This is a genomic window from Aquimonas sp., from assembly GCF_044377145.1.
Lineage (GTDB): Bacteria > Pseudomonadota > Gammaproteobacteria > Xanthomonadales > Xanthomonadaceae > Aquimonas.
In genome coordinates, this window is sequence record NZ_JBILJQ010000004.1 from 55359 (window position 1) to 80738 (window position 25380).

Annotated in this window: 20 protein-coding genes; 12 read left to right on the top strand and 8 right to left on the bottom strand. The window is 66.7% G+C overall.

Annotated features, from left to right (window positions below; all coding sequences use genetic code 11):
• Positions 1 to 69: 69 nt before the first annotated feature.
• The 3 genes from ACIQ7H_RS02675 (at position 70) to ACIQ7H_RS02685 (ending at position 5065) form a co-directional block, all read left to right on the top strand.
• Entirely contained in the window at positions 70 to 3378 is a 3309-nt protein-coding gene (locus tag ACIQ7H_RS02675) for an amidohydrolase family protein (RefSeq protein WP_395788107.1), read from the top strand.
• A 161-nt stretch (positions 3379 to 3539) separates the two neighbouring features.
• Positions 3540 to 4064 (top strand): hemerythrin domain-containing protein, encoded by a 525-nt coding sequence (locus ACIQ7H_RS02680; RefSeq protein WP_395788109.1) that lies wholly within the window; start codon positions 3540 to 3542, stop codon positions 4062 to 4064.
• A gap of 164 nt (positions 4065 to 4228) precedes the next feature.
• Positions 4229 to 5065, top strand: a complete 837-nt coding sequence (locus tag ACIQ7H_RS02685; protein ID WP_395788111.1) for a DUF3050 domain-containing protein — start codon at positions 4229 to 4231, stop codon at positions 5063 to 5065.
• 55 nt (positions 5066 to 5120) lie between these two features.
• Here the strand turns inward: ACIQ7H_RS02685 and ACIQ7H_RS02690 are convergent, their stop codons facing one another.
• The 6 genes from ACIQ7H_RS02690 to ACIQ7H_RS02715 form a co-directional block, all read right to left on the bottom strand.
• On the bottom strand, positions 5121 to 5738 hold the full coding sequence (locus ACIQ7H_RS02690) for an acyl-homoserine-lactone synthase (RefSeq protein WP_395788113.1): 618 nt from the start codon (positions 5736 to 5738) through the stop codon (positions 5121 to 5123).
• Positions 5739 to 6102: 364 nt separating this feature from the next.
• Positions 6103 to 6840 carry an autoinducer binding domain-containing protein gene (locus ACIQ7H_RS02695; RefSeq protein ID WP_395788115.1) on the bottom strand — a complete coding sequence of 246 codons (738 nt, stop codon included), beginning with the start codon at positions 6838 to 6840 and terminating at the stop codon, positions 6103 to 6105.
• 259 nt (positions 6841 to 7099) lie between these two features.
• Positions 7100 to 7465, bottom strand: coding sequence for a DUF6164 family protein (locus ACIQ7H_RS02700; RefSeq protein ID WP_395788117.1), 366 nt, complete (start codon positions 7463 to 7465; stop codon positions 7100 to 7102).
• A gap of 61 nt (positions 7466 to 7526) precedes the next feature.
• Positions 7527 to 8639 (bottom strand): prephenate dehydrogenase, encoded by a 1113-nt coding sequence (locus ACIQ7H_RS02705; protein WP_395788119.1) that lies wholly within the window; start codon positions 8637 to 8639, stop codon positions 7527 to 7529.
• Entirely contained in the window at positions 8636 to 9421 is a 786-nt protein-coding gene (locus ACIQ7H_RS02710) for a sulfurtransferase (protein ID WP_395788121.1), read from the bottom strand. The genes ACIQ7H_RS02705 and ACIQ7H_RS02710 overlap by 4 nt, the downstream gene beginning before the upstream one ends.
• Before the next feature lie 8 nt (positions 9422 to 9429).
• Positions 9430 to 10611 carry a phosphoglycerate kinase gene (locus ACIQ7H_RS02715; protein ID WP_395788122.1) on the bottom strand — a complete coding sequence of 394 codons (1182 nt, stop codon included), beginning with the start codon at positions 10609 to 10611 and terminating at the stop codon, positions 9430 to 9432.
• 587 nt (positions 10612 to 11198) lie between these two features.
• Between ACIQ7H_RS02715 and ACIQ7H_RS02720 the strand changes: the two genes are divergently transcribed.
• Positions 11199 to 13322, top strand: coding sequence for a methyl-accepting chemotaxis protein (locus ACIQ7H_RS02720; protein WP_395788124.1), 2124 nt, complete (start codon positions 11199 to 11201; stop codon positions 13320 to 13322).
• Positions 13323 to 13644: 322 nt separating this feature from the next.
• Here ACIQ7H_RS02720 and ACIQ7H_RS02725 read toward each other — a convergent pair whose 3' ends face one another.
• Entirely contained in the window at positions 13645 to 14544 is a 900-nt protein-coding gene (locus ACIQ7H_RS02725) for a neutral zinc metallopeptidase (RefSeq protein WP_395788126.1), read from the bottom strand.
• A 299-nt stretch (positions 14545 to 14843) separates the two neighbouring features.
• Here ACIQ7H_RS02725 and ACIQ7H_RS02730 point away from each other — a divergent pair, with 299 nt between their 5' ends.
• From ACIQ7H_RS02730 to ACIQ7H_RS02760, 7 genes are all read left to right on the top strand, one after another.
• Positions 14844 to 16742, top strand: a complete 1899-nt coding sequence (locus ACIQ7H_RS02730) for a DEAD/DEAH box helicase (protein WP_395788128.1) — start codon at positions 14844 to 14846, stop codon at positions 16740 to 16742.
• A gap of 261 nt (positions 16743 to 17003) precedes the next feature.
• A complete protein-coding gene (locus ACIQ7H_RS02735) occupies positions 17004 to 18053 on the top strand; it encodes a LacI family DNA-binding transcriptional regulator (RefSeq protein WP_395788130.1) in 1050 nt (349 codons plus the stop codon).
• Positions 18054 to 18202: 149 nt separating this feature from the next.
• Positions 18203 to 18799 carry a GNAT family N-acetyltransferase gene (locus tag ACIQ7H_RS02740; protein WP_395788132.1) on the top strand — a complete coding sequence of 199 codons (597 nt, stop codon included), beginning with the start codon at positions 18203 to 18205 and terminating at the stop codon, positions 18797 to 18799.
• 84 nt (positions 18800 to 18883) lie between these two features.
• A complete protein-coding gene (locus ACIQ7H_RS02745; protein ID WP_395788134.1) occupies positions 18884 to 19753 on the top strand; it encodes a RimK family alpha-L-glutamate ligase in 870 nt (289 codons plus the stop codon).
• 169 nt (positions 19754 to 19922) lie between these two features.
• On the top strand, positions 19923 to 20669 hold the full coding sequence (locus tag ACIQ7H_RS02750; RefSeq protein WP_395788136.1) for an electron transfer flavoprotein subunit beta/FixA family protein: 747 nt from the start codon (positions 19923 to 19925) through the stop codon (positions 20667 to 20669).
• Between the two features lie 26 nt (positions 20670 to 20695).
• Positions 20696 to 21634, top strand: coding sequence for an electron transfer flavoprotein subunit alpha/FixB family protein (locus ACIQ7H_RS02755; RefSeq protein WP_395788138.1), 939 nt, complete (start codon positions 20696 to 20698; stop codon positions 21632 to 21634).
• Positions 21635 to 22022: 388 nt separating this feature from the next.
• Positions 22023 to 22793, top strand: coding sequence for an energy transducer TonB (locus ACIQ7H_RS02760; protein ID WP_395788140.1), 771 nt, complete (start codon positions 22023 to 22025; stop codon positions 22791 to 22793).
• A gap of 186 nt (positions 22794 to 22979) precedes the next feature.
• Here the strand turns inward: ACIQ7H_RS02760 and ACIQ7H_RS02765 are convergent, their stop codons facing one another.
• On the bottom strand, positions 22980 to 24671 hold the full coding sequence (locus tag ACIQ7H_RS02765) for an alkaline phosphatase (RefSeq protein ID WP_395788142.1): 1692 nt from the start codon (positions 24669 to 24671) through the stop codon (positions 22980 to 22982).
• Between the two features lie 231 nt (positions 24672 to 24902).
• On the opposite strand from ACIQ7H_RS02765, the gene ACIQ7H_RS02770 reads away from it, so the two are divergent.
• On the top strand, positions 24903 to 25379 hold the full coding sequence (locus ACIQ7H_RS02770) for a hypothetical protein (RefSeq protein WP_395788144.1): 477 nt from the start codon (positions 24903 to 24905) through the stop codon (positions 25377 to 25379).
• Position 25380 lies beyond the last annotated feature (1 nt).

Here is a 25380-nt window from a genome sequence, read left to right on the forward strand (position 1 = left end):
GCGCAGCCGGCCTTCACCATCCGCGCACGCTCGCGCCGGCGTTGGCGCGCCAGCCCTCGGAGTTCCCTGATGCGAAGCCTCACCCTGATCACCAGCTTGGCCCTGTGCCTGGCCGGCGCCTCCGCAAGCCCTGCGCTTGCCGCAAAACCCAAGGACGACGCGCCAAAGTGGGACGTCAACCAGCTGCGCGGCCCGACCCAGAAGGTGAGCTTCAGCACCGACGAAGGCACCTGGATGAGCGTGGACATCAGTCCCGACGGACGCCAGCTGGTGTTCGACATGCTCGGCGATCTGTACCTGCTGCCGATCGAAGGCGGTGAAGCCAAGCGCCTGACCTCGGGCCCGGCCTTTGACGTGCAGCCCCGATTCTCGCCCGACGGCCGCGAAGTCAGCTTCACCTCCGACCGCGGCGGCGGCAACAACATCTGGCGTCAGCCGCTGGCGGGTGGTGATCCGATCCAGGTCACTGCCGAGGATTTCCGCCTGACCAACAACGCCGTGTGGACGCCGGACGGCGATTACCTGATTGCCCGCAAGCATTTCACCGGCCAGCGCTCGCTGGGCGCGGGCGAGCTGTGGATCTGGCACAGGTCCGGCGGCGCCGGCCTGCAGCTGACCAAACAGAAGAATGACCAGCAGGACCTCGGCGAGCCGGCGATCAGCCCCGACGGCCGCTATGTCTACTTCAGCGAGGACATGACCGCTGGACCGCTCTTTCAGTACAACAAGAACCCGCACGACGGCATCTACGCGATCCGCCAGCTCGACCGCGAAACCGGCGAGATCAAGACCCTGATCGAGGGCCCCGGCGGCGCGGTGCGTCCGCAGCCGGCGCCGGACGGCCGCGGCATCGCCTTCGTCAAGCGCATCCGCGACAAGACCGTGTTGCACGTGTTCGACACTTTGAGCGGCGAAAGCCGGCCGCTGTGGGATGGCCTCTCGCACGACCAACAGGAGGCCTGGTCAATCTTCGGCCCCTATCCCGGCTTCGACTGGACGCCGGACGGCAGCGCGATCGTGGTGTGGGCACAGGGCGGGCTGTGGCGGGTCAATGCCGCAGACGGCCAGGCCAGCGAGATTCCCTTCACCGCCCAGGTCGAGCAGACCGTGATCGAAGCGCTGGACCCGCAGATCAGCCTGCCCGGGGCGAACTTCGCGCCGCAGATGATCCGCGATGTCGCCACCCGCCCCGATGGCAGCGAGCTGATCTTCCACGCGGTCGGCAAGCTCTACCGCCGTGCACTGCCCAACGGCACGCCGCAGCGTCTGACCTCGGATGCGGAATCAGCCGAGTACGAGCCCAGCTTCAGCGCCGACGGCCGGCAGCTGCTCTACACCACTTGGACCGACGCCAACCTCGGCGAGATCCTGGCGCTGGACCTCGCCAGCGGTGAGCGCCGCAGCCTGAGCCTGCGCCCGGGCTTCTACTACGGCCCGCGCTTCTCGCCCGATGCCAGCAAGGTGGTGTACGCGCGCAGCGCCGGCTCCGGCCTGACCGGCAGCCTGTGGGCGCAGGAGCGCGGCATCTTCTGGGTGCCCGCCACCGGCGGCGAACCCACGCGGGTCGCGCGCGAAGGCTACAGCCCGCAGTTCTCGGCCGACGGCACGCGCGTCTACTACATGACTGGCGGGGGCATTTCGAAAAAGCTGATGTCGGTCGGCCTGAACGGCGAAGAGCCGCGCGAGGTGTTCAATCTGAAATACGCCGACAGCATCAGCCTGTCGCCGGACGGCCGCTATGTGGCCTTTACCGAACTGTTCAATGCCTACGTCGCGCCGCTGCCGCAGACCGGCGGCAGCATCGAGCTGAGCAAAGATTCGAAGGCGATTCCGGTGACCCGGATCAGCCAGGACGTCGGCAGCTACCTGCACTGGTCGGGCACCGGAGACGGCCAGGCCCTGCACTGGATGGTCGGCAGGCAGTACTTCAGCCGCACACTGACCGACAGCTTCGCCTTCCTGCCCGGTGCACCCAAAGACCTACCCAAACCCGAAGACGCGCGCGGCATCGAGGTCGGGCTTGAGGTGCCTGTGTACCGCCCGCAGCAGCGGGTCGCCTTCACGGGCGCGCGCGTCCTGACCATGCGCGATGCGCAGAACCGCGAGGACGTGATCGAGGACGGCACCGTGGTCATCGAAGGCGACCGTATCGTCGCGGTCGGCCCGCGCAGCGAGGTGCAGGTGCCGGCCGGCGCGCGCGTGATCGACGCCACCGGCAAAACGATCATGCCGGGGATTGTTGATGCCCACGCACACGCCGCGCACTTCGGCCAGGGGGTGGTTCCACAGCAGAACTGGGCTTACTACGCCAACCTGGCGTTCGGTGTCACCGCGATGCACGACCCTTCCGCCACCACCGAATTCGTCTTCAGCCAAGCCGAACTGGTGCAGGCCGGCGCGATGGTCGGCCCGCGGGTGTTCTCGACCGGCACCATCCTGTACGGCGCTGATGGCGACTTCAAAGCGGTGATCAACAGTCTCGATGACGCGCGCTCGCACCTGCGGCGCATGCAGGCCCATGGCGCCTTCAGCGTGAAGAGCTACAACCAGCCGCGCCGCGACCAGCGCCAGCAGGTCAACCAGGCCGCACGCGAGCTCGGCATGCGCGTGGTCGAGGAAGGCGGCTCCACCTTCTTCCACAACCTGAGCATGATCATCGACGGCGCCAGCACGGTGGAGCACAACCTGCCGGTGGCACCGCTGTACCGCGACGTGGTGCAGCTGTGGGCAGCGACCAAGGTACGCAATACGCCGACCCTGGTGGTCAGCTACGGCGGCCTGTCGGGCGAGTTCTGGTGGTACAGCCGCGACAACGTGTGGGAAGAGCCGCGCCTGAACCGCTTCTTCCCGCGCGAAACCCTCGACGCCCGCTCGATCCGCCGCGAGATCGCGCCGGACTGGGACTACTACCACATCGAGGTCGCCAAGGCCTTGAAGACCCTCCGCGACGCCGGTGTGCGGATCCAGATCGGCGGCCACGGCCAGCTGCAAGGTCTGGCCGCACATTGGGAAATCTGGATGCTGACCCAGGGCGGCTTCAGCAATTTTGAAGCGCTGCGCGCGGCTACCATCGATGGGGCCGAATCGATCGGCATGGGCCGACACTTCGGCTCGCTGGAAGCCGGCAAGAAGGCTGATCTGGTGGTGCTGAATTCGAACCCGCTGGAAGACATCCGCCACAGCATCGACACCTCGATGGTGATGGTCGGCGGGCGCCTGTTCGATCTTGCCCAGGACATGGCCGAAGTCGGTGGGGGGAACGCTCCGGCGCCGCAGTTCTACTGGCAGCGCCATGGCGAGGGCCGCAGTTTCGGCCTGGAGTACGGCCCGACCGCTCCCTGCCACTGCCCGAAGTCAGGCACTGCGCACAGCCATTGATCGCTGCAACGCATGGCCGGCGTCCGCCTCGATGGACGCCGGCCCTGTGATTATGTGAATTCCTTCACCCTGCAAGATCCGGCAGCTGTTGGCGCGTGTTGCGCGAGCGCTAATGTTCATTCTCGTAGCCGTCTAGGCTTTATCTGCAGGAGAATGCCGGCATGTTCGACCTCATCAAGCGTTGGATTGGACAGGACACCGCGGCCGCCGCCCCGCCGGCGCGCGCCACGCCGGGCGCTTCAGCATCGCCTGCGCCTCGGGCACCGGCCTACGACTCTCGGCTGATTGAATCACTCAAGCACGACCATCACAGCCTGGTGGAGCTGTTCCAGCAGATCGGCCAAACCGCCGAGCGCGGCCGCTTCAACGAGTTGCCGGCGCTTCTGATAGCGTTCAAGACCGGGCTGGAAAGCCACGTCATCGCCGAGAACGTGCGCTTTTACAACTATGTCGAGAACAGCTTGGCCAGCGACGAGGAAAACCTCGCCCTGATCCGCAGCTTCCGCCGTGAAATGAATTCGATCGCGCGCGGCGTGGTCGATTTCGTGAAGAAGTACCAGCGCGCGCCCTTCAACGACGGTTCGCGCGAGACCTTTCTGCGTGACTACGCCGTCGTAGGCGGCTTGCTGTCGCAACGCATCCAGCGCGAAGAGGCCAACCTCTACCCGCTCTACCAGCCGCTGTAGCGGCTGACTCGGCGCCCGCTCGGGGCGCTCGTGGCGACACCCAGGGGCGTGTGCGGAGCCTTCGGCTCAGCCGCGTTGTCGCCTGCCCGATCACTTGAAGCCGTTGCATCCACCCGCGACGCGGGTGGCGACCTTCCACTGTGAGCCGCGAAAGGAGTCCCCCGATGAGCGCATCCAGTCATGCCCCCGGCAAGCCCGACCCGATTCTGACCCCGGACATCCGGGAACTGCGCGCCGGGCTTGAGTTGCACCCTGTGTTCAGCGCCCTCAACAGCCGCGAGCATCTGCAGGCGTTCATGCAGATCCACGTGTTCGCCGTCTGGGATTTCATGTCGCTGGTCAAGCGACTTCAGCGTGAGCTGACCTGCACCGAGCTGCCGTGGATGCCGCCCGCCGACCCGGAGGCAGCGCGCCTGATCAATGACATCGTGCTGGGTGAAGAGAGCGACGTCGGCGCCAATGGCATTCCGGCCAGCCATCTGGATCTGTACCTGGCGGCCATGCGCGAAGTCGGCGCCAGCACGCAGTGCTTTGATCGCTTCCTGTCCGCACTTCGCGAAGGCGAGATGCTCAGCCTCGCGCTGGCCGATGAGGAGATTCCGTGGTTCGTCCGCGAATTCGTCAGCAAGACGCTCGATACCGCGCTCAACGGCAGCCGTTTGCAGGTGATGTCGAGTTTCCTGTACGGCCGCGAGAACGTGATCCCGCCGATGTTCCAGGGTTTGCTCGACCGCTGGGGCCTGGCGCGCTCGGCGGCGCCGCAATTCGTTTACTACCTGGAGCGGCACATCGAGCTCGATGCAGACAGCCATGGGCCGGCCGCCGCACGTTTGATCCACCGCGAGTTGGATCGCAACCCGTTCGGCCTCGAAAGCGCCCGGCTGGCCGCGAGTGAAGCACTGCACGCCCGCCACCAGCTTTGGAACGGAACGCTCGAAACTCTCAGGCGGATCGAGCTGCGACCAGCCCCGTCGCTGCAGCCGATTGGCGTTCCCGCCTGAACCGAGAGTTGCTGCCCACAGCCGGGAGGTTTCCCGAGCTGCGGGCAGCGAGCCCTCAAGCGGCCTGCAATGCCGGCGTTGAAAAGGCGTAGCGACCGATGGCCTGCAAGTTGCCGGCGTGAATCGGCAGCTCAAAGGCCAGGCTCATCACGCGCCCGATGCGTCGCGCTCGCCCGAGACGGCGCACGTCGAGTCCCAAGCCCAGCAGCATCCTCTCGAAGGCGGCGCTGGTGACCCCGACCAAGGCACTGATCGAGTGCTGCGCCGCGGACTCCACCACCGCCGCCACCATCGCCGCGGGCACATCGCTGAAGCCGAATCCGCCTTCGGTGCAGCGCTCGGACACTGCAAAACGACTGACTTCCCACTGGTCGCTTGCCGCGGGCGCGGCAGCTCCATCCAGCAGTAGAGGGAACACGTCGCGCAGCATGTTGGGTCCATTGGCCGGCAGCAATCGGCAGCAGCCCAGGGCCTGCGGCTGCGAGCCACGCGAGTGGGCAACCAGGTAGCGTGGTCCGATCAGATCGAACCAGTCGTGTTCGCGTCCGTTGTCGACCCGGACATCCCAGCCGAGGCGCTGGTGAAACACCTCGGTGCGCAGCCGGAACATGCTGTCCATCAAGTGCGCCTGCAGTGCGCCTTCGCCGGCGCGGCCCATGCTGATCTCAATCATTTACGTTCTCCTCCGCGAAGGTGCGGAGGGTCAGCAGACGCTGAAGCTGCCAGTTCTTGCAGCTGGCGCAACTGACAGGATGGCAGCCGCCTGGATGCAGGGCCGCAGGCGGTTCTGGCGCACGGAAAGTTCTCGCGGGGCGCCGGAGCGTCCTGCTCCTCACGGCACGAATGAGCACGCGATCAGGTGCGCGCAGAAGCCGCCGATGCCGAGTCCAGACAGCCCTGATCCGGCTGCATCGAAGGCGCACATTCGGCCACCGATACGCGGCGCAGCCGCGAGCAGCACCTGCGGTTTCCGCGACGCCCGCGGGCCAGAGCCACGGCGGTCGCGGACGCAGGTCTGAGGTTCCGAATACCTGAGCTCAGGCCGGGTTGATCAGGCCCAACGAAATCGCACGCGCGATAGCGGCCTGACGACCGCTGACCTCCAGCTTTCGCGCGGCATTCTGGATATGGAAAATCGCCGTGCGTTCGCTGACGCCGAGCACCCGCCCGACCTCCCAACTGGTCTTGCCTTCGGCCGCCCAGTGCAGGCATTCGCGCTCACGGCGGGTCAGATCCGGAGGGGTGACGGAGGCTTTGCTGCGCGCAAACGGCCGTGCCGCTTCGTGGGCGTAGTGCGCCAGCAGATTCAGTTCGGGCAAACGCCGCTCCAGTTCAGCGCGGCGGCGGCTCGGCGCGGTGAAGGACATCAGGCCCCAGCAGGCGCCCGGGCCATGCAGCGGAATGCTCACCCCTGCACCCAGCCCGACCTCATCAGCCTCGTCGAACATGCGCCGGATCAGGTTGTGGTGCGGATCGACCGCACAGCGCGCGCGGAGCTGGGCCTCGCTCCACAGGAAAGGCGTGCCGTGATCATGGCAGTGAGCGACCACCGGGTCGATTTTCAGATAGTCACATTCCAGATAGCGCTCGACCCAGGCCGGCGGGTAGTCGCCGAGCGTGAACTGGTTCTGGCGATCGTTGAGCAGGGGCAGGTTGATCGCGTAGACCCAATGGTCCACCCCCATCGCGTGGAGGATCCGCCCGACTTCACGATTCAGCCCCTCAGGTGAGCTGGCGTTCGAAAGCGCTCGCAGCGCACGCAGTGCCACAGTCATAACACGCCCCTCGTGGATTCAATCGAAGCCCAAGCCTGCAGACAGCAGCTCGGACGCCTTGAATCTAGCAAAGGCATGGGTCAGCTTTACGGCGTGCTCCGGGCAAGGTCAAACCGGGCACGATTCGAAAATTAAACTTGTTTTTCATTAACTTACGAGCGCCCGGGTCGAACTCGCGCGCACCGCGCGGAGCAAAAAGGCCCAGATCATCCCCTATCCAGGGCGGCGGTCCGGGCCGGATCCGAGCCGATTTCCGTTGTCAGCGCCCGAGCAGCAGCATCGGCAGGCTGAGCGCGAACAGCACCCCGAGCACCAGCACGATCAGACCGACTACCTGCGCCGGCCGCTGCCGCACGGCTGACCACAGTCCCGGCACTTCGCCAGCGGCACGCGCGGCATCGAAGCTTGCCCTAGCAGTGCGCGCACGTTCGGTCTGGAACTCGTCAAGCAGATGCTTGGCGCGATCGAAGTCGGCCTCCTCGCGCACCCAAAGCGCTGCCGCCGACAGCCCGAACAGGTTCGGCGGGGTCAGGTAGAACTCGATCGCGGCCTGCTCCAGCAGGGCACAGATCTCGGCCTGCTCGTCATCTGGCATGTTGCGGAAATTCACCAGCCGCTTGCTCATTGCTGCATCCTCATTCATAGGCGTCGCAACCGCGACGCCACAGCGCTTGTTGCTGCGCGGCTCAGGCCCATGCCAGCACCCGGCCGATGTCGTCACATTCGATATCCGCGCCCAGCGCTGCCTGAGCATCTGCATCGAGGGCATCGGTAAAGCTGAAGCGGAAATGCACCTCACCCGTTGGCGTGCGCGAGGAATGGATCGAGGCCAGGTTCACCGCATGGCGCTCGAACACATCCAGCAGCGCGCGCAGCGAGCCCGGGCGGTCCTCCGGCAGGTGCACCGACAGCGCTTCGGCGTGCGCGAGGTCGGCCAGCAGATAACCCAGGTTCTCGAAACTGCGGTTGCCGCGGGCGATCTCGGCCTCGGTAAACGCCGCCTTCGGCGCGTGGATGAACTCGGCTTCGAAGTCCGCCCGCGCCGAATCGCCCTGCCCCACCAGGCTGCGCAGCCGCGCCACCCGCTGCTCAAGCAGGGCCAGCACCGCTGGCACGGCCGGGTTGTCGAACTGGATACCGGAGTAGATCGCCGGGTTGCCGGCCAGGATGCGATCGGCCATCGCCAGATCCATCTCGAACGAGGCCGAACGGAACGGCAGCAGGCTGGCCGCGCCACCCAGCGATTGCGCCAGTTCGGCCAGCACGCCCGCCTGCGCCAGATGGCCGGCATGCACCAGCGCCTGCACCAGGGCCATCACCCGGTCGTGCTGCTCGGGCGATGCCTGCACCCGCTCGGCCTGCAGCGCGGCATACAGCGCATCGACAAAGCCGCGCCAGCGCTCGACCCGCGCTTCGCACGCCACCAGCACGCGGCCGCGCAGGGTCGGCGCCTTCGGCGGCGCGGTCATCGGATGCAGGCCCAGCACCTCGGCGCCCGAGGCCAGCATCGCCGCCACCGGCTGCGCCTTCACCGAGGTCACGTCGATCCACAGCTGCGCTGGCGCGCGCGCACCCGCCAACGCGGCGTACTCGGCGATCAAGGCCGGCGTGTGGCGGATCGGTGCGCTGAACACCAGCACCTCGCAGCGTTCAATCAATCCGCCGGGCGTGATCGCCGCCGGATCAGCCGGGTCCGCACCCAGCACCGGGCAGCCCATGCGCTGCTCGAAGAAGCCCGTCAGCCAGCGACCGTAGGCGCCGGCACTGCCGACGATGCCGATGGCCGGCCGCAGGTTCACGCCGCGTGCGGCCGCTTGTGCGCCAAGGGATCCACCGGAACCGTCACTTCGGCGTCCAGCCGGGGACTCAGATCAGGCTTCAGCGCGACCCGTTCATCGAACACGAAGCACTCGCCGCGATAGCCGAAGCCGCCGACCTGTTCGAAGTAGTCGAGGATTCCGCCGTCGAGCTGCCAGACATTGGCAAAGCCGGCCTCCTGCATCCACAGCGCCGCCTTCTCGCAACGGATGCCGCCGGTGCAGAAACTGACCACGGCGGCATCGGCCAGCGACTCCTTCAATGGCTCCAGCGCGGCCGGCAGTTCGGTGAAGTTGTCGATCGGCAGCTCGACCGCATTCTCAAAGCTGCCGTAGAGCATCTCCTCGCGATTGCGGGTGTCGACCAAAACCAGCCGACGCCCGGCATCGTCCTGTCCGCGCTCGATCCAATCCCGCAGCTGCTGCGGGCTGAGCGCCGGTGCGCGGCGCGCGCGCGGCACGCAGTCGTCGCGACGGAAGGCGATGATCTCGCGCTTGCACCTCACCTTCAGACGCGCGAACGGCACATGCGTGCTCCAGCTGCGCTTGACCCGCAGCTCGGCAAAGCCAGGCACGCCACGCACGAAGTCGAGCACCGATTCGATGCCGGCCTCAGTTCCGGCCAGAAACAGGTTCAAGCCTTCCGGCGCCACCAGCACGCTGCCGCGCAGCGCCGCCTGCGTGCAGCGCTCGAACAACAGCTCACGCAGCGCGGTCGGCTCGGCGATCGGCGCGAAGTGATAGACGGCGATGTTGAGCACCACGGCGCGCGTCAGCCCTGCGCGCGCGCTTGCAGTGCCAGCACGGCCGGCAGCGGCTTGCCCTCGCAGAATTCAAGGAACGCGCCGCCGCCGGTCGAGATGTAGCTGATGCCGCTTTCCACGCCGTACTTATCGACCGCTGCCAGGGTGTCGCCACCGCCTGCAATCGAGAACGCCGACGACGCGGCAATCGCCTCGGCCACCGCGCGCGTGCCCTCGCCGAAGGCATCGAACTCGAACACGCCGACGGGCCCGTTCCAGATCACGCTGCCGGCCTTGGCGATGATGTCGGCGTATTGCTTGGCGGTGGCCGGGCCGATGTCGAGGATCATGTCGTCGGCCGCGACGCGATCAACCTCCTTGATCGACGCCGGCGCATCGGCGGCGAAGGCTGGCGCGACCACCACATCGATCGGCAGGGGAATGTGCGCACCGCGCGCATTGGCGTCGGCGATGATCTTGCGTGCGGTGTCGAGCAGATCGGCCTCGCACAGGCTCTTGCCCACCGGCAGGCCCTGCGCGGCCAGAAAGGTATTGGCGATGCCGCCGCCGACGATCAACTGATCGACCTTGCCGACCAGGTTCGACAGCAGCTCCAGCTTGGTGCTGACCTTGGAACCGGCGACGATTGCCAGCAGCGGCCGCGCCGGCTTCTCCAGCGCCTTGGCCAGCGCGTCCAACTCAGCCATCAGCAGCGGGCCGCCGCAGGCGACCTTGGCGAAACGAATCGCGCCGTGGGTCGAAGCCTGGGCGCGGTGCGCGGTGCCGAACGCGTCCATGCAGAAGATGTCGCACAGCGCGGCGTACTTCTTCGACAGGGTCTCGTCGTCCTTGCCCTCGCCCGGATTCATCCGGCAGTTCTCCAGCAGCACGATCTCGCCCGCCGCGAGCTCGAAGCCGCCATCCACCCAGTCGCGGATCAAGGGCACCGGCCGGCCCAGATGCTCGGCCAGCCGCGCGGCCACGGGCGCCAGCGAATCCGCCTCGGTCCACTGCCCCTCGATCGGCCGCCCGAGGTGCGAGGTCACCATCACCGCGGCGCCCTTCTGAAGCGCCAGCCGCAGGGTCGGCAGGGCCGCCACGATGCGCTGCTCGGCGGTGATGCGGCCGTCCTTGATCGGCACGTTCAAGTCCTCGCGAATCAACACGCGCTTGCCGGCAAGGTCGAGATCTGCAAGACGAAGGATGGACATGGTGGGCTCCGGTACGCGCCAAGGGACAGGCCGCGGATTATGCCGGATGCGTCTGTGGGTCGATTCGCGGCGTGGGCGGACGCAAGGTCTTGACCGCAGCCCTCGCAGCACGCGGTGGGCGTCAAGCTGCTGGCAGGCTGCCTCTGCGGCGCCACCGCGACGCGCGGTTCCCGTTTCACAGCTCAGTCCTGTCAACGCCGGAAGCGACCGCGCGGGGCTCAGTCCAGCCGCTCCTCGATCCGCCGCATGCGGACGCCTCAACGCCTGTCAGGGCGCGACCGACACGCGATACGTCACCGCCGAAACCCGGCCACGACGACGGTGCCGCTTGGGCCGAGCGTTTCGGCAGCGGCGCTCGGTGCCGCCAGCGGAACAACCGCTCAAGCCGTTGCTTTCCATCATCTCTGTCCACGGATTCGGAAATCCGGCGGTCGCCAGCAGACGAGGGCACGAGGCTTGCAATGCGATCGACAGGATCGAACTAAAGAATCTCTTCAATACACCATAGCTATAACAACGATCTTCGCCAAGGATCGACCCTCACCCCAATCCGCCTCCAACTCAAGCCAACAACGGGAGTTTCAAAGATGCGCAAGACCCTCAAAATCTGGCAGCGACTCGCACTCGGCTTCGGCCTGCTGATCGGCCTGATGCTGCTGCTCACCGCCATCGGCGTGCAGCGCGTCAACCAGATCGACAGCGCGCTGACCACCATCAACACCCTCAACAGTGTCAAACAGCGCTACGCGATCAACTTTCGCGGCAGCGTGCACGACCGTGCGATCGCCCTGCGCGATGTGGTTCTGTTCGAGGGCGCGACCGACATCGCGGCCGCCGAGGCGACGATCGATCGGCTGGCGGCTGACTACGCGAAATCCGCCGCACCGCTGGACAGCCTGCTGGTGGACGACGCCACCAGCGACGAGGAGGAACGCGCGATTCTGAGCAGCATCAAGGCGATCGAAGCCGAGACGCTGCCGCTAATCATCGAGGTGCGCCGGCTGCGCTCCGTCGGTGACACAGCGCTTGCGCACAGCCTGCTGCTGCAGCGTGCAAAGCCCGCGTTCGAGACCTGGCTGGCCCGGATCAATCAGTTCATCGATCTGCAGGAAGCGCGGAACCATGTGGAGGCCGAGCAGGCCGCAGCGACCGCCAAAGGCTTTGCCGCGTTGATGATCGCGCTCGCCGCCCTCGCCATCGCGCTCGGAACGATCGTGGCCTGGTTGATCGTGCGGCGGGTGACCCGCCCGTTGAATCAGGCATTGGAAGTCGCCCGGCGGGTCGGCGACGGCGACCTTGGCAGCGTGATCGGCGTGACCGCGAACGATGAAACCGGCCAGCTGCTGACAGCCATGAAGCACATGCAGCAGCAGTTGATCGGCTTCACCGCGGCACAGCGCGAAATGGCCGTCCGCCATGAAGCCGGCGAACTGAGCTATCGCATCCGCTCCAGCGATTTTCCGGGCGTCTACGGGCGGATGGCCGATGAGATCAACCAGCTGGTCGGCGCGTCGATCACGATCAGCCTTGACACGGTGGCCCTTGTCGACCGCTACGCCACGGGTGATCTGTCCAAGGACATGCAGCGCCTGCCCGGCGAACAGGCCCAGATCAGTACGACCATGGACCGGGCGAAGTCGAGCCTGGTCGCCATCGGCAACGAAGTGAAGCGCTTGGCATCGGCGGCGTCGAGCGGCGATTTCTCTGCCCGCGGTGATGCCAGCCGGTTCGAGTTCGGCTATCGCGAGATGGTTCAAGATCTGAACGCTCTGATGAGCACCGCAGACGCCAATCTGAGCGAGATTTCGAGCGTGCTGGGTGGCCTGGCCAAGGGTGACCTCAGCGTACGCATGAACGGTCGCTACGCCGGCGTGTTCGCACGCATCAGTGACGACGCCAATCGAAGCGCCGAACAGATCAGCAGCATCGTCCGCAGCATCCACGCCAGCGCCGACTCGATCGGATTGTCCTCGGGTGAGATCGCTTCCGGCGTGTCGGACCTGTCGGTCCGCACCGAACAGCAGGCCGGCAGCCTCGATGCCACCAACCATTCGCTCAGCGAACTGACTGCGATCGTCCGCCGCAATGCGGACCGTGCGCGCGAAGCCAATCGACTGGCCGAAGGCGCCGGCAGCGTCGCGCAGGCCGGCGATCGGGTGGTCGGCGATGTCGTGCAGACCATGCAGTCCATCACCGAATCCTCGCGGCGGATCGGCGACATCATCAGCGTGATCGATGGCATCGCCTTCCAGACCAATATCCTGGCGCTGAACGCCGCGGTTGAAGCCGCCCGCGCCGGTGAACAGGGCCGCGGCTTCGCAGTGGTGGCGAGCGAAGTGCGCTCACTCGCGCAGCGCTCGGCGGAAGCGGCCAAGCAGATCAAGGGCCTGATCGAAGACTCGACCCGTCGAGTCGGGGTGGGTGCCGAGCAGGTCGGCAAGGCCGGCGCCACCATGCAGGAGATCATGGCCTCGGTGCAGCGCGTGACCAACATCATGGGCGAGATCAGCAGCGCCTCGGCCGCACAGACCGCGGGCATCGAACAGATGGGCGGCGCCATGCAGCAACTCGATCAGGCGACCCAGCAGAATGCCGCCCTGGTCGAGGAAGCCAGCGCCGCAGCGCACAGCCTGCGCGAACATGCGCAGGAGCTGCAGGCGGCGGTGGGCAACTTCAAGTTGGGCGAGGTTCGGCTGGCGCGGGCGGCGTGAGCTTTTGCATCTGCGCGGACCAGAAGGCGGTTCGTCCGTAGCGACCTGGCACATTTGACTCGCGGCGGAAGTGCGCGGCGGGTCAAGCCTTCAGGGCATCGCCTTGTGCGCGATGAGAGCCCCAGGCAACACACAGCGCGTCAGCGGGTCCTCGAACCCGCTGACGCGACCTGCCATCAGCAGCAACGGGCACCAGTTCCACATCCGCAAAGCATCAGAACGAAGCTTGGCAATAGCGAGCCCGGATGCCGAGGAGATCAGGCACAGAAGCAGGACTGCAGGCAAAGGCTCAACCCTGCACGCCCGACTCGCGATGCCCCAGCTACAGCCGCGCCGCCGCGAAGGTATCGCAGCTACCCACTTGGCCTTCATCAAAACCACGCTTGAACCAGCGCACCCGCTGTGCTGAGGTTCCGTGGCTGAACGAATCCGGCACCACCCGCCCTTGCGACTGCTGCTGCAGTCGATCGTCGCCGATCGCGCTGGCGGCGGTCAGCGCTTCTTCCAGATCACCCGGTTCCAGCAGGTCCAGCCGACGCCTGGCCGAATGCGCCCACACGCCGGCATAGCAGTCGGCCTGCAGCTCCTGACGCACCAGCAGGCCGCCATCACCCTCGACCTTCTGGCCACTCTGACGCGCTTGATTGACCCGCGCAGACACACCGGTAAGGGTCTGGATGTGGTGACCGACTTCGTGCGCGATCACATAGGCCTGGGCGAAATCACCCGCGGCGCGGAAGCGCGTTTCCAGCTCACGGAAGAACTGCAGGTCGATATACACCTGCCGGTCGCCGGGGCAATAGAACGGGCCGACCGCCGACGATGCGTAGCCACAGGCGGTGGTCACGCCGCCTTCGAACACCACCAGCTTCGGCGCCTGATAGCGCGAGCCGCTGGCCGCGAACAGTTCGTTCCAGGTGTCCTCGGTATCGCCGAGCACCGCCTCGATGAACGCGATCGCCGGATCGTTCGGGTTCGGTGCCGGGCCGCTGCGCTGCGGGCTCGAGCTCGCTGACGGCGCCTGCGCGCCACCGCCATCCAGCAGGGACAGCAGCTCTAGTGGGTTCTTGCCCATGATCAACGCAATCACCACCACGATGATGATGCCGGTCAGGCCGAGTCCCTTGCCGCCGCCCGGCAGCCGACCACCGCCGCCACCCGTGGCGCCCTGTCCGCGACGGTCTTCGACATTGCTGCTGCGTCGTGCGCGATCCCACCGCATGGCTGCCCCCGGCAATCTTCTGGACGAAGGCTGCAGCCTAGCAGCCTGAACGGCGCGCCAGCAGCGCCACAGATTCCGGCGGACGCAAACCGGCCCGGCTGTTAGAATTCGCGCCGCTTTACCCCGTGTGCGCCTTCGGCCCTGTCGTTTCCGCTCTCGCCCCGTTCGCCTGTCAAGGCCCGCGGGTGCTGCCCCGCCCTATCGATCGATCCCCCGTGGGCTCGACACCGGCGCGGCCTCAACGAGCGCTGTTCTCCGGCCTGCAGGTGCGTTTTTGTAAGCCCCTCCCGGAGCATCCAATGACCGCTGACAACACCGCCGCCTCCGCGGCTGGCATCCGTTTTGCCGACCTCGGGCTGTCGCCCGCCCTGCTCGAAGCCATCACCTCGGTTGGCTACGAAACCCCCTCGCCGATCCAGGCCGCAACCATTCCGCCGCTGCTGGCCGGCAAGGACGTGCTGGGCATGGCCCAGACCGGCACCGGCAAGACGGCCGCCTTCGCCCTGCCGATCCTGTCGCGCATCAACATCGCGCAGAAGGCGCCGCAGGCGATCGTGCTGGCGCCCACCCGCGAGCTGGCGATCCAGGTCGCCGAAGCCTTCCAGCGCTATGCCGCCCATATCCCCGGCTTTCACGTGCTGCCGATCTACGGCGGCCAGGGCTACCAGCCGCAGCTGACCGGCTTGAAGCGCGGCGCACACGTCGTCGTCGGCACTCCCGGCCGCGTGATCGACCATCTGGAGCGCGGCTCGCTGGATCTCTCCGCGCTGAAGTGGGTGGTGCTCGACGAAGCCGATGAAATGCTGCGCATGGGTTTCATCGACGATGTCGAGAGCATCCTCAAGAAGACCCCGGCCAGCCGCCAGGTCGCGCTGTTCTCGGCGACCATGCCGCCGCGCATCCGCGCCATCGCCCAGACCCATCTGCGCGACCCGCAGGAGGTCACCATCGCCTCCAAGACCACCACGGCGAAGAACATTCGCCAGCGCTTCTGGCTGGTCAGCGGCATGCACAAACTCGATGCGCTGACCCGCATCCTCGAAGCCGAACCCTACGAGGCCATGCTGGTGTTTGCCCGCACCAAGCAGGCCACCGAAGAGCTGGCGCAGAAGCTGTCCGCGCGCGGCATCGCCGCCGCGGCGCTCAACGGCGACGTGGCTCAGGCGGTGCGTGAGCGCACCGTGCAGCGGCTGAAGGACGGCGATCTCGACCTGATCGTCGCCACCGACGTCGCCGCCCGCGGCCTCGATGTCGAGCGCATCAGCCACGTGCTGAACTACGACATTCCGCACGACACCGAAAGCTATGTGCACCGGATCGGCCGCACCGGCCGCGCCGGCCGCAGCGGTGAGGCGATCCTGTTCGTCGCCCCGCGCGAGCGTCACCTGCTGCGCACCATCGAGCGCGCCACCCGGCAGCCGATCGAGCCGATGTCCCTGCCCTCGGTGGAAACCGTCAACGAGCAGCGCATGAGCCGGTTCCGTCAGCAGATCCTCGATGCGACCGCGGATCCCAAGGCCGAGCAGTACCGCCAGATCATCGAGCGTATTGAAGCCGAGCAGAACATTCCGGCCATCGAGATCGCCGCGGCGCTGGCGCGCCTGCTGCAGGGCGATACGCCCCTGCTGCTGCCGCCAGACCCGCCGGCCATGCGCGAGCAGCGCGAAGGCCGCGAGATGGGCGAGCGCAAGAGTTTTGACCGCGCCGAGCGCGGCGAGCGCCCGGAACGTGCGCCGCGTCCCGAGCGCCCGGCTGCACGCGAAGTGCCCAGCGACTTCGCATTCGAGACCTTTCGCGTAGACGTTGGCCATGTCCACGGCGTCAAGCCGGGCAACCTGGTCGGCGCGATCGCGAATGAGGCCGGGATCGAGTCCAAGCACATCGGCCGCATCGACATCCGCGGTGATCACAGCCTGATCGATCTACCGGAAGGCATGCCGGAAGATCTGATGACCCATCTGCAGCAGGTGTGGGTGGCCGGCCAGCGCCTGCGCATTCGCCACGCCTCGGCGCAGGACAAGGCCGCCAAGCCGGCCTTCGTGCCGCGCAGCGACGGCCCGCGCAAGCCGCGCCCCGCGGGTGCCGGCTTCGATCGCAGTGATGCGCCGCGCAAACCGCGTCCGGCGGGCGGCGGCTTCGATCGCGCGCCGGGTGCAGGTGCTCCGCCCAAGCGTCGCGGCCCGCCGCCGCGCGGCTGACTCGCTGTGCAGGTCGGCAGCTGAAGCAGCCGACCGCCGAGTGAATCCACGATCCCCGCTCCGGCGGGGATTGTGCTTTCTGCGCCTCGCAGTCGCGGCGCCGATGAGTGCTTGGTTCGGCGGCAGGTCGATGCGCAGCGCTGCATGCGCGCGAGGAACGCGGGCAAGCGCCCGCCCGTGGCTCGCATCGCGTCCGACGGCCGTTTGCCGCAACGCACAATGCCAAGCCCGGCGCCGACCGCGACAATCCACCGCCAGCGCATGCGAAGGTGGTCCGTGAAAGGCAAGGTGACTTCGTTTGATATCGCGCACATGGCCGGCGTCAGCCAGCCCACCGTGTCCCGTGCATTGCGCGACAGCCCACTGGTGAATGCTGAAACCCGCAAGCGGGTGAAGGCGATTGCTGCGCAGCTGAACTACAAGGTCGACAAGAACGCGTCCAATCTGCGCACCCAGCACGCTGGCACGCTGGCGCTGCTGCTGTTCGAGGACACCACCGCCGACGACTCGCAGATCAATCCGTTCTTCCACGCCATGTTGGCCTCGATCACCCGCGCCTGCGGTGCGCGCGGCTTCGATCTACTGGTGTCGTTCCAGCAGATGTCGCGCGACTGGCATGCCGACTATGAAGACAGCAAGAAGGCCGATGGGCTGATCCTGCTCGGCTACGGCGACTACGAGGCCTACCGGCAGAAGCTCGACCGGCTGGTCGCCCAAGGCACCCACTTCGTGCGCTGGGGCGCGGTGCAGGCGGGTCAGCCGGGGGTGTCGATCGGCAGCGATAACTTGAGCGGCGGCGAACTGGCGACCCGCCATCTGATCGCCCAGGGCCACAGCCGCATCGCCTTTCTCGGCGATGCGTCGCCGCACTACCCCGAATTCGAGGCGCGTCACCGCGGCTATGCGCGGGCGATGCGAGCGGCAGGCTTGTCCGCCAGCAAACGTTTGCGCGTGGATGCGCTGTCGAGCGAAGCCGAAGGCCACGCCGCGGCAACTCAACTGCTCGATCGCGGCGAGGCTTTCGATGCGATCTTCGCTGCGTCTGACTTGATCGCCCTCGGCGCAATGCAGGCGCTGTCCGAACGCGGCCTGCACGTGCCTGAAGACGTGGCCGTTGCCGGCTTCGATGACATACCGATGGCGCGGCTGGCCCAGCCCGCGCTGACCACGGTCCAACAGGACACCCGCGGTGCCGGCGAGGTGCTGGTGGGAAGCCTGATCGAGCTGATCGCCGGCCGCACGGCCGAGAGTCGAACTTTGCCGACTCGGTTGGCAGTGCGGCGTTCCTGCGGAGCGAGTGGCGGGGAGTAGCAGGGTTCGACCTTGGGCGCACCCGCCATTGGAAGGCGCACCGAGGGGCGAATGCAGTGGCGTGACGAGCGCCTCCGTGGAGACCGTGTGCGAACATCGCCAACACGCCATCTCCACCGCCTGCAGACACTCGACTGGACCCGCCCCACATGGCCACCCTGCCCACCCTGCGTGGCGAACACATCGCGCTTCGGCAGCCGCGTGGTGACGATCTCGATGACCTGTTCGCGCTGTTCGGCAACGCCGATGTCACCCGCTACTGGAGCCACGGGCCGTGGACCGCTCGCCGCCAGGCCGAAACCTATCTGCGTGACATCCATGCTGGCGCAAGTAGTGGCCAATTGCTGCAGTGGGCGCTGACCCTGCCGGCGCATGACCGGCTGCTCGGAACTGTCACCCTGTACGGCTTCGCCCGTGACCACGCGCGCTGCGAGATCGGCTTCGCCCTGCATCCTGGGCACTGGGGCCAGGGCCTGGCGCGCGATGCAGTGCACACCGCCATCGCGCACGCCCTCGGCAGCTTGGCGATCCAACGTATCGAAGCCGATGTCGACCCCGCCAACCACAGCAGCCTGCGCCTGCTGGAGTCGCTGGGCTTCGTCCGTGAAGGTCTGGCGCGCGAGCGCTACCGGCTGGGCGGCGGCACCCAGGACAGCGTGATGCTGGGCTTGCTGTCGCGCGAGTACATCGCCGAGCGACCGATTGCCCCAAGGTTGGCCGAGCAGACTTCGCCGTTCAGTCGCTGAAGACGTGGATCCGACGCGGTGGCGTTCACGCCGAAGCGCCGCGCAAGGCATCATTCGCGTTCCATCACTGCGCTGACTCCCCCAATGCCCCGCATCGCCATCGCTTCGGCCACGGCCGCCATTGAACTCGACGAAGACCTGCCGCCGCTGCGCGAGGCGCTGGATCGAGCCGGCATCGCGCACGAGACCCTGTCCTGGGATGACACGACGGTTTCGTGGTCGCGCTTCGATGCGGTGCTGCTGCGCTCGACCTGGGACTACACCCAGCGGCTGCCGGAGTTCCTCCTCTGGTGCGAGCGGGTGTCGGCGCAGACCCGCTTGATCAATCCGTTCGAGGTGGTGCGGTGGAACACCGACAAGCGCTACCTCGGCGAACTGGCGAAGAAAGGCGTGCCGGCGATCGAGAGCTTCTACATCGCCCCGGGCGAGCCGGCGGACGGCTTTCCGCAGTGGCCGGAGTTCGTGGCCAAACCCACCGTGGGCGCAGGCTCGCGCGATACCCAGCGCTACAGCGGAGCGGAGCGTGGACCCGCCGCGCAGCACATCGAACGCCTGTTGAGCCAGGGCCGCCATGTGCTGGTGCAGCCCTATCTGGCCCAGGTCGACAGCGCCGGCGAAACCGCCCTCTTGTTCTTCGGCGGCAAGTTCTCGCACGCGATCCGCAAGGGCCCGCTGCTGAAGCGCGGCGAGGGTCCGACCCGCGCACTGTTCGCGCCTGAGCACATCACCGCGCGCGAGCCCTCGGCGCAGGAAATGGCGACTGCTCGCCAGGTGTTGTCAGCATTGCCGTTCGGCCCGCTGCTGTATGCGCGCGTCGACCTGCTGCCCTCGCCCAAGGGCCCCCAGCTGCTGGAGCTGGAGCTGACCGAGCCCTCGCTGTTCTTCGTCACCGCAGCGGGCGCGGCTGACCGCTTCGTGCTGGCCCTGCGCGAGCGGATTGCTGCGCGCGTCTGAGTCGTTCCCGTTGGTTGGCGCCCGTGCGGTTTCGCCGGGCGATGCCGGCTGCGACGTTTTGACGCCAGCCTGCCGTCGAAACTGGTATCGAGTAGGTATTCCAAACCCCCGCAGGTAGAATCGCGGGGTTTTTCACCCCCTTTCCCTCGACAGCAGGAACCCCCGCCCGATGAAGATCTTGGTCGGCTACAAGCGCGTTGTGGATTACAACGTGCGCATCCAGGTCAAGCCCGATGGCAGCGGCGTCGTCACCGACGGCGTCAAGCTCTCACCCAATCCGTTTGATGAGATCGCGCTGGAAGAAGCACTGCGCCTGCGCGAGAAGGGCGTGGCCACCGAGGTGATCGTCGCCACGATTGCCCCTGCCGATGCCCAGGCGCATCTGCGCAACGGCCTGGCGATGGGCGCCAATCGCGCCCTGCACGTGGTCAGCGACCAACCGGTGTCGCCGCTGGAAGCCGCCAAGGTGTTGCTGAAGCTGATCGAGAAGGAGCAGCCCGACATCGTGCTGCTGGGTAAGCAGGCGATCGACGACGACGCCAACCAGACCGGGCAGATCCTCGCCACGCTGTGGGGCCGCCCGCAGGCGACCTTCGCCAGCGCGGTTGAAGTCGCTGATGGCGCCGCCACCGTCACGCGCGAAGTCGATGCCGGTCTCGAGGTACTGAAGGTGCAGCTGCCGGCGGTGATCACTGTCGATCTGCGTCTGAACGAGCCGCGCTTCATCAAGCTGCCGGACATCATGAAGGCCAAGAGCAAGCCGCTGGAAACCCTGCAGCTGGCCGACCTCGGCGTCACGCTCGGCGGTGGCCTCAAGACCGTCAGCTACGCACCGCCCGCCAAGCGCTCGAAGGGCGTGATGGTGAAGGACGTCGGCGAACTCGTCGCCGCGCTCAAGGCCAAGGGCCTGGCTTGACGCCGGCCGCACAGGAGATCACACCCATGAGCAAGATCCTGATCGTTGCCGATCATCTGAACGGCCAGTTGAACGGCGCCGTCGCGCGCTGCGTGACCGCCGCGCGCGCCATTGACGGCGCCGAGATCCACATCGTCGTGCTGGCAGCGGACCCAGCGCCGCTGGCCGCGCAGGCGGCCGCCATTGAGGGCGTGGCCAAGGTGCTCACGGTCGCGAACGCCGCGTTCGCGCATCTGATCGCACAGCAGGTCGCGCCCGCCATGGCCCAGATCGCCACCGGCTACAGCCACGTGTTCGGCCCCAGCAGCAGCTTCGGCAAGGACGTGATGCCCGCCATCGCCGCCCTGCTCGACGCGCCGCAGGTGTCCGACCTGATGAGCGTCGAGAGCAGCCACCGCTTCACCCGGCCGATCTATGCCGGCAACGCGATCATCACGGTCGAAGCACCGGCCGACAAAACCGTGGTTGCCACGGTGCGTTCGGCCTCGTGGCCGGCCACCGGCAACGGCGGCGCAGCGTCGATTGAAACCGTCAGCGTCGAGGCCACCCTGCCCAACCACACCCAGTTCGTTGAACTCAAACAGGGCAGCTCCGATCGCCCGGACCTGCAGGCGGCCGCGAAGGTTGTCTCCGGCGGGCGCGCGCTCGGCTCGGCCGAGGCGTTCTCGATCATCTACAGCCTGGCCGACAAGATGGGCGCGGCGGTTGGCGCTTCACGTGCTGCCGTCGACGCCGGCTACGTGCCGAACGAGCTGCAGGTCGGCCAGACCGGCAAGATCATCGCGCCAGAGCTGTACATCGCCTGCGGTATCTCGGGTGCGATCCAGCACCTGACCGGCATCAAGGACGCCGGCACCATCGTTGCCATCAACAAGGACAGCGAGGCGCCGATCTTCGAAGTGGCTGACTTTGGCCTGGTCGGCGACCTGTTCACCCTGGTGCCGGAGCTTGAAAAAGCCCTGTAGTTCGAGGCGCATGGGGCTCAAGTACACGGCGGCCTTGTGCCGCCGTGTGTTTTTTTGGGGGGCAGCTGTCGCGGCGGCAAGCCGACCGAACAGCTACGATTCTCGCTTCCGCACCACCGCCGATCTCAAACTCTTGGCCGGTGGCGCGCGCTCATGCCATCGGGAACACCGGCGTGAGATCTCTGTCAGACGCCAGGCGTCGCTCGCAGGCCCTGCGCAGATCTGCATTTACTGCCTTATGATCGACAGTGACACCACCGAACAGTCACATTTTTGGTCCGCCTGGGTCTACTGCCGGCTTCACCACTTTCAATGACGGGAGAACATGATGAGAGCACTCTTGGGTTTGTGTTTTGCTTGCGCGCTGCTGCTGGCGTCGACCTTTGGCATGACGGCCGCCATAGCCTCCGATGACAGTAACGCGCTGTATGTCAGCGGGATCATCGAAGTCGATGCCACCGGCAAGGTCGAGACTGTACGTGTGACCTCAAGCCCGCTACGGCCCGAGATGGAGCAACGCGTGCTTGAGGCGGTTCGCGGCTGGACTTTCAATCCGTTCGAGGTCGATGGCGTGGCACGGCGCATTCGCACTTCGATGGACCTGCGGCTTGAGCTGGTCAAGCGCGAGCAGGGCCATGTACTGGAATTCGCGGAGACCCGTTTCGGCCAACCGGTGCTGATAGCTTCGCGGGCGCCGAGATATCCTTCAATCCACCTGGAGCGGCGCTTGGGCGCAAGCCTGCTGATGGCGATCACCGTTGAGGACGATGGTAGCGTCAGCTCGGCGGAACCGGTGCGCGGGCAGATCATCGGCGCGCGGCTGGGCGGCGAGAACGACATCAGACAAGCGCTGAAGCCGTTTGCACAGTCAGCCCGAAACGCGATGCTGGCGTGGCGCTACGACTTTCTGGAGCCGGTAAGCAACGGCGAGAAGCGTCGTTTCCTGGTGCCAATCAAGTACACGCTCAGCGGTCCCGGGATGACCGCATCGCAGCACGTTTCGGAGCCCGTCCTGTTCGAGAATGCCGCCGCGCTCGACGATGCACTGGACAATCTGCTGGCGCAGCAGGGAGCCTCCGGCGATCAATCTGCAGCCACTCCGCTGCAGCCGGGCCTCACCCTGCGTGAGGATGCAGAGATCAGCGGGCTGGCGCTGTGACCGGATGATCCAAGACCGTTGACCCACCTGGGTCGGCGGATCCTTTGCCAAGCGGCGGCCTTCTGGCCGCCACTTGCGCTTTTGCGGGCTTGAACGGCGCGCAAGCGCGTCCTACACACCGCGAATCAGCTAGTCCGACCTCTGCACGAATCATGTCGCGGTGTCGACCGAGGCTTCGCTGCCAGATCAGCGCGGGTTGTCACTCCGGACAGCGGATTCCGCCGCGCGCAGCATCGGCTGCGCCTGCAGCAGAAGATGGAAAATCACGTTCTGTTCCATCACACCACGCACTGTCTCCGCACCCGGGCCGAGCGCGTAGACAGCAACGTCTTCGCCACCGTGAGTCTCGCTAGCCAGCGCCCACAGGCTGGGCTGCACGAAGTCCGGCGCGGTGGTGTCTACCGCTTCCAGATCGGGTCGCGCATCGACGGCAGCGAAGCGCTCGGGTTCGTGCGGATAGCGCTTCGGGCCGGCGGGCTGCAGTTCGCTCTCGCTGGCGTAGCCGGGGCCGTTTATGTAGCCCAGCGTGGTATAGACGCGACCGGTCAGATCACGCTTGAGCTTCACGTCATCGGTGCCGGTGCGGTCGCTGACCTTGCCGAGAATCGGATTGCCGCGGTGGCTGTAGCCGGCGAAGCTCAGCACGTGGCTGTGGTCGGCGGTGACGACGATCAACGTGTCTTCGACCGAAGTCGCCGCTTGCGCCGCCGCGACAGCATCGGACAGGGCGATGGTGTCGGTCAGAGCGCGGTAGGCGTTGTTGGCGTGGTGGGCATGGTCGATGCGACCGGCTTCCACCACCAACAGAAAGCCCCGCTGCTCGCGCTGCAATCGCCGGATGGCGGCGGCGACCATCTCGGCCAGACTGGGCTCGCCGCCGACATCCGCGGAGCGGTCGTGCTCATACTGCATATGGCCCGGCTGGAACAGGGCGAATACCTTGTCGGCCGAGGCGAAGTCGATGCCGTCGAAGCCCGCGCGATTCCACGCGTAGTGCCCCTCGGGATGGCGCGTCTGCCATTCGGCAACGAGGTCGCGACCGTCCTCGCGCAGTCCGCGGCTTTCGGGGTATTCGGGGTCGGTCGCCGTCGCCGGCATGAACATCTGCCGGCCGCCACCCATCACCACCTCGATGCCGTCACCATGGTCGAACTCGATCAGCTGCCGCGCGATGTCGGCGCAGGCGGCGCGGTCGGCGGCGGGCACCAGCGCATCGGCCTCCCAATCACGGAGCGGCGTGTGTGCGTAAGTGGCGGCCGGGGTCGCGTGCGTGATGCGGGTGGTGGTCACCACGCCGGTCGCCAGCCCGACCTGTTCGGCCAACTGCAGCAGACTGGGCAGGTCGGTGCCCTGCGCTGATGCGCAGTCGCCGTAGCGCGCGCGACCATCGAGACCGATCACGCCAGCGCGGGTCTTCACGCCGCTCATCATCGCGCTCATGGTGCCGGCCGAATCCGGCGTCTGCATATCGGTGTTGTAGGTCTTGCTGTAGCCGGTGTGCGGAAAAGCCTCAAAGCTCAGCAGGTTCTCTTCGCCGGTCGCGCCGCGGCGCTGGCCTTCGAGGATGCGGGCGGCCGCGACCGTGGTCGGGCCCATGCCATCACCCACGAACAGGATCAGATTGCGCGCCGATGCATCGCCCGCGCCCCGCGCGCGCGCCGCTGCGGCGCCCGCGGCGTACCAGCTGGCGGGGTGCTCGTCGTGAGTGCCGACTTGCAGCAGGGGCGCGGGCATGCCGGTCGGACGTGCAGGCGGCTCAGCGCGCTGATGGGCGCTGGTGCAGGCCGCGATCAGCAGCAGCCCGGGAGCCGCAGCCAGCGCACGCCTCAGCGGATGCTGACGCGCGCCGGCGGCGGAAACGCGATGGGGAAAAAGCATGTGTTCGAACTCGACGGCAGAATTGCGGCGAAGTCTATCGTCTCAACGATGACAGCAACCCGCGTCTGCACCCGATCGCCCGCACGGCACCCGCCGCACGTGCGCCCTCAAACTTTGCCAAATTTCGTCGAAAATACACTATTTGTTCCCAAATGGTCCCAAAATCGAGTCGACTTGCGTGCAAGGCAGCGGCTAGCTTGGGGCCACTTCCACCACGTAAAGAGGTGTTCCATGCGAATCATCGTTCTCGGTCTGATGGCTGCCGGCAGTTTCCTGATGCTCTCTGCCGACACCCGTGCTCAGGTTGGGGGGGCGGGGCCCCATTGGTGCTCCACGGGCACCGTCGTCCCGGTTGCCGACTTCACGTTCTATCCGGAACTGCTCGCAAATGGAGGCCTTGCACGGCTGGCCGTGGGATCAGCTGCGCCCGCCGCAGCTGGCAGCTGGCAAGCCAAAGACAAGGGCATCTTTGACGAGGACTATCCGCCGTACCCGGAAGAAGAGATCGAGGCCGTCGAGGTGCTTGCAGTCGCCGCCGCGTCACTGCATTGCGCCCAGTACACCATCGCGGGTGACTCCAACAGCGAGATCGGCACCGCGACCGCAGCCATCAACGATCTCGATGCCGTTGTGCGGGCGAATCTGGTCGGCTCCTATGACCCGAGTCGCAGTCTGACCGGCACCTGCATGCGCTGCGCTGCCAACTGAG

Excerpts from the sequence above, each read along its gene's own strand:
- ACIQ7H_RS02675 (WP_395788107.1), top strand. The coding sequence starts at position 70 with ATGCGAAGCCTCACCCTGATCACCAGCTTGGCCCTGTGCCTGGCCGGC.
- ACIQ7H_RS02680 (WP_395788109.1), top strand. The coding sequence starts at position 3,540 with ATGTTCGACCTCATCAAGCGTTGGATTGGACAGGACACCGCGGCCGCC.
- ACIQ7H_RS02685 (WP_395788111.1), top strand. The coding sequence starts at position 4,229 with ATGAGCGCATCCAGTCATGCCCCCGGCAAGCCCGACCCGATTCTGACC.
- ACIQ7H_RS02690 (WP_395788113.1), bottom strand. The coding sequence starts at position 5,738 with ATGATTGAGATCAGCATGGGCCGCGCCGGCGAAGGCGCACTGCAGGCG.
- ACIQ7H_RS02695 (WP_395788115.1), bottom strand. The coding sequence starts at position 6,840 with ATGACTGTGGCACTGCGTGCGCTGCGAGCGCTTTCGAACGCCAGCTCA.
- ACIQ7H_RS02700 (WP_395788117.1), bottom strand. The coding sequence starts at position 7,465 with ATGAGCAAGCGGCTGGTGAATTTCCGCAACATGCCAGATGACGAGCAG.
- ACIQ7H_RS02715 (WP_395788122.1), bottom strand. The coding sequence starts at position 10,611 with ATGTCCATCCTTCGTCTTGCAGATCTCGACCTTGCCGGCAAGCGCGTG.
- ACIQ7H_RS02720 (WP_395788124.1), top strand. The coding sequence starts at position 11,199 with ATGCGCAAGACCCTCAAAATCTGGCAGCGACTCGCACTCGGCTTCGGC.
- ACIQ7H_RS02725 (WP_395788126.1), bottom strand. The coding sequence starts at position 14,544 with ATGCGGTGGGATCGCGCACGACGCAGCAGCAATGTCGAAGACCGTCGC.
- ACIQ7H_RS02730 (WP_395788128.1), top strand. The coding sequence starts at position 14,844 with ATGACCGCTGACAACACCGCCGCCTCCGCGGCTGGCATCCGTTTTGCC.
- ACIQ7H_RS02735 (WP_395788130.1), top strand. The coding sequence starts at position 17,004 with ATGCGAAGGTGGTCCGTGAAAGGCAAGGTGACTTCGTTTGATATCGCG.
- ACIQ7H_RS02740 (WP_395788132.1), top strand. The coding sequence starts at position 18,203 with ATGGCCACCCTGCCCACCCTGCGTGGCGAACACATCGCGCTTCGGCAG.
- ACIQ7H_RS02745 (WP_395788134.1), top strand. The coding sequence starts at position 18,884 with ATGCCCCGCATCGCCATCGCTTCGGCCACGGCCGCCATTGAACTCGAC.
- ACIQ7H_RS02750 (WP_395788136.1), top strand. The coding sequence starts at position 19,923 with ATGAAGATCTTGGTCGGCTACAAGCGCGTTGTGGATTACAACGTGCGC.
- ACIQ7H_RS02755 (WP_395788138.1), top strand. The coding sequence starts at position 20,696 with ATGAGCAAGATCCTGATCGTTGCCGATCATCTGAACGGCCAGTTGAAC.
- ACIQ7H_RS02760 (WP_395788140.1), top strand. The coding sequence starts at position 22,023 with ATGACGGCCGCCATAGCCTCCGATGACAGTAACGCGCTGTATGTCAGC.
- ACIQ7H_RS02765 (WP_395788142.1), bottom strand. The coding sequence starts at position 24,671 with ATGCTTTTTCCCCATCGCGTTTCCGCCGCCGGCGCGCGTCAGCATCCG.
- ACIQ7H_RS02770 (WP_395788144.1), top strand. The coding sequence starts at position 24,903 with ATGCGAATCATCGTTCTCGGTCTGATGGCTGCCGGCAGTTTCCTGATG.